The following is an 8,389-nucleotide window of genomic DNA, read 5'->3' as shown; positions in this document are numbered from 1 at the left end:
AACTCCTGACATTTTTTTGACCTCTATTTGGCTAGTCAATTGCAAAATGCACTTCTACTAACTGTAGCACTATTTTATGAAATTGGTATAATGAATGCGCTTTCATTGCGTAACGCAATTGCTCATGGCTTCAAAACTACACAACTTACGCAAAACTCTGTATGCGAGCTGATTGAGATTGCAGAGCAACTATTGAAATCTCTGCATACTGGCGAAGGAGCAAGCTAACATTTTAAAAAGCATAAGAGTTACGCACTGAACACGAAAAAGCCAGCTTTGAGATTGCTCTCCCATTGCGCAATGACAGAAAATATTAGTGGTGTGTAAGTCCTGTCCTGTAAAAAAGTAGGTTGGGTTTAACACAAGTAAACCCAACCTACCAATTAAATTACAGTTCCGACTTTAGCCTTGATTCACAACAGTCGGTTTTAAACTTTCCTGTGACTTCGATCGCTCTAAACCATTTTGAACTTCCACAGATTCCTTAATCGGTTTCCGGGCTTCAATTAAACTCAAAGCTTTGTTGACGCTTTCAGGTAAAATTACGACCAAACTGCCGGCCGGCGCCTCATCTAAAGCCTTGTTAACAGCCATTGTTTCGTCGAGAATCAACTCGTATTCAACTTGAGATTTGTTTGCGGTTCCTGCAGAAATCGCCTCTGCAATTCCCTGGCAAATTAACTGTGCCACAACACCGGGTTCTCGCCCGCGCCGATCGGCATCTTCCTTCACAATAATACGATCGAACATCTCGGCCGAAAGTTTGCCCAGCGTGACAAAATCTTCATCTCGCCGATCCCCGGGGGCGCCGACAACCCCGATCCGCATTCCCGGCCAATTGAGCACAAAAGAACCCAAAGCCTTGTAGCTGTGAGGGTTGTGGGCGTAGTCGAGCAAAGCGTGATAGCTGCCCAATTTAAACAAATTCATCCGTCCGGGAGTTTGACCCACCGATGCTTGGAAGCTTGACAAAGCCGATCGAATGTCCTCTATTTTCAATCCTTGGGCAAAAGCCGCCAAACAAGCTGCTAAAGCATTGGCAATCATAAACGGCGCGCGCCCGCCCATCGTCAGCGGCACGTTCACGGCTTGCTCGATTCTCAGCGTCCAATCACCTTTCAAGATCGACAAGTACCCGTTTTCGTAAATCGCTGCCAGCCCGCCCGCAGCGGTATGTTTGGCAACCAGTTCGTTGTCCGGGTTCATCGAAAAATAGGCAATTTGAGCCTTGACACGCTGCGCCATTTGTGCTACAAGTCGGTCGTCTGCATTCAAAACAGCATAGCCTTTGGGCATTACCGACTCAACGAGGACGCTCTTGAGTTTGGCAAGTTGTTCCACTGTGTCGATGTCGCCAATTCCTAAGTGATCGGCCGCGACATTCAATACGACGCCGACATCGCACTGATCGAAGCCCAGGCCCGATCGCAAAATTCCGCCTCTAGCCGTTTCCAGCACGGCCACTTCTACCGTCGGGTCAGACAAAATCAATTGAGCACTCTGCGGCCCGGTATTGTCTCCGGTTTCTACCAAATAATCACCGATGTAAGTGCCGTCGGTAGTCGTGTAGCCGGTAATCTGACCGGTCTGCTTGACAATGTGGGCCAGCAGGCGAGTGGTTGTAGTTTTGCCGTTGGTTCCCGTTACCGCTAAAATCGGCACCCGGCTGGGTTGAGGCGAGGGGAAGAGCATATCGAAGACCGCGCCGGCGACGTTGCGGGGTAAACCTTGACTCGGGGCGACGTGCATTCTGAAACCAGGTGCTGCGTTGACTTCGACGATGACGCCGTTGACATCGCGCAGGGGTTGGGAGATGTCGGGAGTTACTACGTCAATGCCGGCGATGTCCAAACCGATAATTTTGGCGACTCTGGAAAACAGCCAGACGTTTTCCGGGTGGATTTCGTCGGTGCGATCGACTGCAATTCCACCGGTACTCAAGTTTGCTGTCGCGCGCAAAAATACTCTTTCCCCGGCCGGCACTACGGAGTCCATGGCGTATCCTTGTTTTTGCAGCAAATCCAGGGACAATTTGTCGATCGTGATCCGGGTGAGCACGTTGTCGTGTCCGTCTCCCCGCTGCGGGTCGCGGTTTACTTCTTCAATAAGCTGTTCTACTGTAGACCTGCCGTTACCCACGACGTTAGCGGGGACTCGTTCTGCGACTGCTATGACTTGCCCGTTGACTACCAATACTCTGTGATCGCGGCCGACGTAATAGCGCTCGACAATCACGCTTTTTGTTTTTGATGCCGCGCTGGCTAAGTCATAGGCTTCTTCTGCTGCTTCCCAGGAATTGATGTCGATCGTAATCCCACGACCGTGGTTGCCGTCTAGGGGTTTGAGGACGATCGGATAACCGCCGACATCTTCGATCGCCCCTTGCAGTTCGTCCAAATAATTAATCACCGTCCCTCTAGGAACCGGCACGCCGGCGCTGCCGAGGATATTTTTAGTACCTTCCTTATCGCAGGCCAGTTCTACCCCCAAAACTCCCGTGCGGTTGCTCAGAGTTGCCTGAATCCGCTTTTGGTGGACTCCGTAGCCGAGTTGAATCATAAACCGGGCGCTCAAAGGTATCCAAGGAATGCCGCGAGCTTCTGCTTCCTTGATCAGTGTTTCCGTGCTCGGCCCGAGTGCGGCGGACGCAGCAAACTCTCTAAGGTCTCTCAAATCTTGGACTAATTCTGCTGCTGGATAAGTGCCTGTATCCGCAATGTTCTGGCACATCCGCACGCCCGCCCGGGCGGCATAGCGACCTGCTTGTTCGTGTTGATACTCGATTACTACTTGGTAAATGCCTGGGGTCGCAGTCTCGCGGGTTCGACCGAACCCGACCGGCATTCCTGCCATTTGCTGAAGTTCTAGGGCTACGTGTTCGATTACGTGTCCCATCATTGTGCCTTCTCTGACACGTTGCAGGAAGCCTCCCCTATGGCCGGGAGAACAGTGATGCTCGTCCAAACTCGGCAGCGCGGCGGTCAATCCTTCGTAGAAGCCAGGAATTTCAGATGTGGTTTTATCTGCCAACTCTTCTAAATCCAGACGCATCAGGACGAGTTTGTGGCGTCGGATGCTCCAGTAGTTGGGGCCGCGTAAGGTCTGGATTTTAAGTATTTTCATGACAGTTAGAGGGGTATGGGGCGCGAAATCTTATAGATAATTGAAGCATTTATTCAATTTCGATCTAGATTGCTCGATCGACTGTTCGCAGCGAACAGTTTGGGACTGAATTTCCAGTTATGGGCGACCCAATTGAAAATTCATCTCCCAGCGATCGGCTAGAAACAAGTACAGGTCAATGGCACGCAAAAACTAGAAGCCCGAAGGTAGAATTTTCTGTGATTCTGCCTTCTGGCGTCAGCCGTGGCTGCTTCGCAATCTATTATATTGTTGTATCCATGATTCGGCCGGAATGCCGCCTAGTGTCTGCCGAATCAATGAGAAGATATTTTCTGCGTTAGTTGGCTGCGCGGCATTCGGGTGGCCAGCCAGACTCGGAACAGGCTGCCGATGGCATTGGTTTGCCTAGGGGCATATTGTAGCAATCTCCGTGACACAGAACGTGCAAGCGCATATTGAACAGACTTAAGGGTTCTGTCGCTCCTACCAGAGACTCGTTGGTATAAAAATTTTCCCTAGAATCAACAATAGTCACAGTGCCTTTACCGAGAATTTTCATAGTATCGTCTCCCTCAAACAAGGCGCAAGTGTCTTCGTCAATACCAATAGCGATGCGATCGGGATGGCAAGCCACAGCCGACAGCAAGCGAGCCATGCGGTTACGGTTGTGAAAATGCTGGTCTACGATGATCTCAGGAATAATGTTAAGTCCGTTTGCCATGTCTACTAAAGAGCGGTTCGGTGACGCACCACTCCCGCCGCCGGCAATCATGTGATATCCCATCACCGCAGCACCCGCGCTGGTACCGGCGAGAGTAATCTTGCCTTCGAGAGTTTCTTTGCGAATTTTCTCCATCAGCGGGGTGTCCGCCAGCAGTCCGCAGAGCCTCAATTGGTCGCCGCCTGTGATGAATACGCCCGTACAATCTTCTAAGTAATCTTTCCAGACGGGGTTTTCGGCTTGTTCGCGTTCGCGGATGTCCACTACTTTGACAGCGCTAACGCCCATTTCGTCAAATATAGTGCGGTAGCGGTTGCTAATTCCTTCGGGATCTCGCGAAGCGCAGGGAACGATCGCCAGCCGAGCGTTTGCACCCCCAGCGCGGCAAAAAAAAGTATTCAGAATCTCTCGCCCGTGAACTTTGTCTTCGGCTCCCCCGATCACCATAATCGAGGTTTTTGTGCGCTGGGGAATATTGTGTTCGAGGGCTTGAGATGTCAACTGCTGCATGGTGTGTCTTCCTCTGTTGGATGTGAAATTCAATTTTGCCGTGGCTGTGGGTACAATAGGGCTTTTTAAGAATAAATATTTGTTTGTGCCAGCGAGGTGCGATCGCCGATATCACCTCGCTCGCTGTTGTTTGGCGGCGAGTTTACTTGCAGTCGCTGTCATGAAAAACTGATTATTGTTGTACAAAACGGTGCCGCCGACAAAGGAAGAGAATTTAACTTGCAAAAATTCTCAGAAATTATAAGAAATTATAAAGAATAAAGCAATTACTGAAAACTGAACTCCCTCTAAGGGTCAAACTAGAGGTGATGTATCAATAAATTCCAATAATTGTGCGATTTGACGTAGTTACCTTATTTCCAGAATTTTTCCGGGCTCCCCTGGAGTCGGGACTGATGGGCAAAGCCTTAGCTAAAAAGATTGCTGAGGTGAATTTTGTCAATCCCCGCAATTTTACCACAGACAAGCACCAGCGAGTCGATGACGAGCCTTACGGGGGCGGAGTGGGGATGCTGATGAAGCCGGAACCGATTTTTGCTGCGGTGGAGTCGCTGCCAGTTTTGCCGCGGCGGGAGGTGATTTTGCTGACTCCCCAGGGGGAACCGATGCAGCAGGAGATGTTTCGGCAGTTGGCAGCCGATCGCGATCAGTTGGTGTTGATTTGCGGTCATTATGAGGGTGTGGACGATCGAGTGCTGCATTTGGTCACTCGCGAAGTGTCTTTGGGGGATTTTGTGCTCACGGGGGGCGAAATTCCGGCTTTGGCTTTGATTAATGGGGTTTTGCGATTGCTGCGGGGAACTGTCGCGAAGGAAGATTCGCTGAAGTTTGAGAGTTTTGAAGACGGACTTTTGGATTATCCGCAATACACTCGACCGGCGGATTTTCGCGGATTGAAGGTGCCTGACGTGTTGCTGTCTGGTAATCACGCAGAAATTGCTCGCTGGCGCAGGGAACAGCAAATTGAAAGAACTCGATCGCGCCGACCGGATTTGCTAGCGGATTAGTTAACTCTTGACTATTAATAGTCTTGGTTGAGCATCGTATTTTTGACCGACTCAATTATGCTAAAAAATCAACTTGTGTCCTGTACGGCGATCGCTTTTTTATAGGCGGTGAATGTACTGTAAATTTAACGGCTGGCAGTAGTGGTAAATGGTAAAATATTAACCGGCAAAGCTTTGGCAAGAAGCAGCGGAGGAAGGAGCAGCGCGCGATCGTCTTCTAGTTCTAGTTCCAGTTCCAGTCGCTCTAACATTACCTCGCCTAGCCGTTCTAGTTCTTCTAGCTCTTCTAGTTATTCGAGTCTTTGTAATCCTTCTAAAAACAGCTCGTCTGGCATTTTTTCTCGTTCTTTTAGTTCTTCTAAAAACAGCGATAGGGATAATCTGCCCGTTACAGTATTCGTGACTTTCTTCAACAGTTTCCTCGATCGCCCGGTATTCATCTGGAGTAAAGCGAGTCTTTTTCGGTTCTGGAATATTTGGCGGGTTGGTTTGAGTAATAACCCCTGAGCACTTCCTAAATAGTTAGACCTTAAATAATTATGGCTTACAGCTAGATAGTTTTCTTAACCCAGAGGCGTGTTCCTTTCCCTTCAAATTCTATAAAAAACTCTCCATGCCTTTGTGCGCTTCTGCTTCACAACCGCTAAATTCTAGCTTTTTTTTTACCTCTGACACTCAACTGCTTTGTAATGGATGTATAATAATGCAAAGCAAAAAGTAGATTAATTGCAAAAAATACCAAAGTTAACACCAAGGTAAAGAAAGACGTAAACGACAGTCGGGAAGTCATCGTAAATATCGCCAAAATGATTGAGCAAAGCCCAAAACCGGAAGCAAAAGAACTTAAAAGCAGCAACCGCACCTTAGACATAGTTTAATTTAAAAATTCTCAGTAAAATACACTTGTGGCAGCTAACGATGAGTGCCGAATGATACTTATTACTATATAGCGGAATTGATCGGTTGCGCCAAGGGCAAAACGGCTGCTTTCCTAAAAAGGTTTGAATTCTACAGAAAAATACAGCCCGCGCTCTTGTAAACTCCTCTGGCTCGACTTAATACCAATCAAAGGAATTCCCCAGCCTCCGCGAGCATTCCACCTCTCACGGTACTGCCACCGCAGGCCCAATCCCACTGACAGCAAAGTATTCGCTTCCAGAATCGCCCTTACCCCGCTATTTGTCCAAACATTGCCGAAATCCACAAACGGCGTCACCTGCAAAACTCCTTGTTTGTCGCCGGTGCGCAAAATCGGATACCGCAACTCGGCTGAAGCAAAAATCCCGCTATCGGCGAGCAAAGAAAGCATCCTGACGGTAGCCCCGCACCGTATCCGAGCCACCCAAACCAAATTGTTCGATCGGCAAAAGCTCTCCCCCCCAGCCAACTGCACCTGCGATCGCACTAGCAGCAGCGTCTCAGAAGCCAACAACCGCACTTACTGCAATTGACCCCGCCACGCCAAAAAATCACTGTCAGGCCCGCTGCTGCTCACTTTAGCGCCAAATGCTCCCACTTCCAGACTGAACTGCGATCGCACCGCCAAGACATCTTTCTCTCCCCTCTGGGTAAAATCCTGAAACAGCCTCAGCGCCAAAACCCGAGTCCTAGCCGGATCATCCGCTCCCGGCGATAGCGGAAAATCCTCTCCCAGCAAAGATGTATCGCTTTCTCGCCTGCCAGCACCGATACCGATCGCGATTTGTCTTCTCGGATTTTGCACGATCGGCTGCCGGTAAGTCAACTCATAAGTGCGGCTCGACGCCTCAATATCCAGGGCGTCAAACGCCGGTCGGGCGATATTGCTTTTGCTCCGGCTTAGCTGAAAACTTACCGTACCGTTGCGGGGATTCACTGGCAGCGTGTAACTAAAATCGATAGCGTTGCTGCCCTGACTATTTGTATAAATCAAACTCGCACTATCTCCCAAACCCAACAAATTAGCTTCCCGGACTTGAGTTCCGCGCTGTCAACTCCCCACACTCGGAGAGCGAGAATTGTCAGTAAAAATCTCACCTTGGAACGTTTTTGCCTCTTTGACTCTGACTAACAGCAAATTAAAACTCGCACGAGAACCCCCTTGCAGTTCCGCTGAGATATTTGCGACTTGCCCGCTAAGTTGCAGCAGTTGCAGAGCTGACAGTATGCGCTGTTCGTTTAGCGGGCCTCGGGTTGAATCGGCTAATCAGCTTCTGACGTAGTTACGATTTAGCCGTTTAGTCCCGACTACATTGATACTTTCTAGCTTGCCTTCTAGCACTAATATCCTCACAACTGAGCCTGCGAGCGTTGGCGGCCCAATCAGCGCTCCAGATGTGATATAACCTTTGCTGATGTAGAGTTGGCTCACAGCAGAACGGGCTTGCAGCAATTCGGCGAAAGTGAGCGGGCGGCCTACAAAGTCTTTGAGTACAGCGTCTAGTTCTTCCTTGCTCAAGATGGTGCTGCCAAATACTTCAAATCGATCGACCTTTATCGTACCCGGAATGTTGGGCAATTCTGCTGGCCGTGTCGGCGCGGGAACAGCAGGCGACAAAAGCTGTTCTGCCGGAGGCAGGGGCCCTGGGGGCGCTGGTTCTGGGAGGGGAGGCAGATTTCGCGGCAGCGGGTTGGGAATGGGAAATTATTGTCTGTTTTCTCCTCGGTTCGGCAACTGAGCGAGAGTTTCACGGGCCTGAGTTTCAGTCGATCCATCAAACTCCCGGATGTTGTTTTCGGGATCTTTACTGTCTCTATCTAATTCAGAACCCGAGTATAAATCACGAAGCCGATCGCGATCGTCTGCTGTTTCTTGATTGGGTAAATTATCATTAAAAATTGGCGCTTGCACCCCTGAGTCGGCAGCAACCATCGACTCGCCAACACTTTGAGCTGCTAGCGGTGCGGGGCAAATACCTGCAATTGAAAAACCAAGTGCTAATGCCTTGAAAAACTTGATGGCTCTCCTGACTTTATGGTGTATAATGTAACAAACAATACATTTGTTCTCATGGACTTTTATTTGGACTATATATTAGACTTGCCTGGA

The 8,389-nt window shown here is 49.5% G+C and carries 8 protein-coding genes and 1 pseudogene; 2 read left to right on the top strand and 7 right to left on the bottom strand.

All coding sequences use genetic code 11. The annotated features are described in order from the left end of the window. Window positions 1-402: 402 nt before the first annotated feature. The gene (cphA, locus tag E5S67_RS29920; protein ID WP_172192808.1) at window positions 403-3,123 is read right to left on the bottom strand and encodes a cyanophycin synthetase; all 2,721 of its coding nucleotides are present in this window, start codon (window positions 3,121-3,123) and stop codon (window positions 403-405) included. Between the two features lie 119 nt (window positions 3,124-3,242). On the opposite strand from cphA, the gene E5S67_RS32870 reads away from it, so the two are divergent. After that, window positions 3,243-3,464 carry a hypothetical protein gene (locus tag E5S67_RS32870; RefSeq protein ID WP_216670806.1) on the top strand — a complete coding sequence of 74 codons (222 nt, stop codon included), beginning with the start codon at window positions 3,243-3,245 and terminating at the stop codon, window positions 3,462-3,464. Here E5S67_RS32870 and E5S67_RS29915 read toward each other — a convergent pair. Next, a complete protein-coding gene (locus E5S67_RS29915; RefSeq protein WP_172192806.1) occupies window positions 3,461-4,354 on the bottom strand; it encodes a cyanophycinase in 894 nt (297 codons plus the stop codon). The two genes, E5S67_RS32870 and E5S67_RS29915, sit on opposite strands and share 4 nt — an antisense overlap. 332 nt (window positions 4,355-4,686) lie before the next feature. Between E5S67_RS29915 and trmD the strand changes: the two genes are divergently transcribed. After that, window positions 4,687-5,361: a tRNA (guanosine(37)-N1)-methyltransferase TrmD gene (gene trmD, locus E5S67_RS29910; protein WP_172192804.1), complete on the top strand. Its 675-nt coding sequence runs from the start codon at window positions 4,687-4,689 to the stop codon at window positions 5,359-5,361. A 125-nt stretch (window positions 5,362-5,486) separates the two neighbouring features. Here trmD and E5S67_RS34265 read toward each other — a convergent pair whose 3' ends face one another. The 5 genes and pseudogenes from E5S67_RS34265 to E5S67_RS29900 form a co-directional block, all read right to left on the bottom strand. Continuing rightward, entirely contained in the window at window positions 5,487-5,612 is a 126-nt protein-coding gene (locus E5S67_RS34265) for a hypothetical protein (protein ID WP_281363596.1), read from the bottom strand. A gap of 740 nt (window positions 5,613-6,352) precedes the next feature. After that, window positions 6,353-6,793 (bottom strand): BamA/TamA family outer membrane protein, encoded by a 441-nt coding sequence (locus E5S67_RS33770; RefSeq protein ID WP_246277049.1) that lies wholly within the window; start codon window positions 6,791-6,793, stop codon window positions 6,353-6,355. 6 nt (window positions 6,794-6,799) lie between these two features. Then, a pseudogene (locus tag E5S67_RS33765) lies at window positions 6,800-7,306 on the bottom strand (ShlB/FhaC/HecB family hemolysin secretion/activation protein); the annotation flags it as partial. Window positions 7,307-7,546: 240 nt separating this feature from the next. Further along, window positions 7,547-7,897, bottom strand: a complete 351-nt coding sequence (locus tag E5S67_RS33760) for a POTRA domain-containing protein (protein WP_246277047.1) — start codon at window positions 7,895-7,897, stop codon at window positions 7,547-7,549. Between the two features lie 87 nt (window positions 7,898-7,984). Then, a complete protein-coding gene (locus E5S67_RS29900; protein WP_246277046.1) occupies window positions 7,985-8,212 on the bottom strand; it encodes a hypothetical protein in 228 nt (75 codons plus the stop codon). Window positions 8,213-8,389: the final 177 nt, after the last annotated feature.

The sequence above is a fragment of the Microcoleus asticus IPMA8 genome, from assembly GCF_013179805.1.
GTDB lineage: Bacteria > Cyanobacteriota > Cyanobacteriia > Cyanobacteriales > Microcoleaceae > Microcoleus > Microcoleus asticus.
The sequence above is the reverse complement of the archived record's forward strand: the minus strand, read 5'-3'. Positions and strand labels throughout refer to the sequence as shown.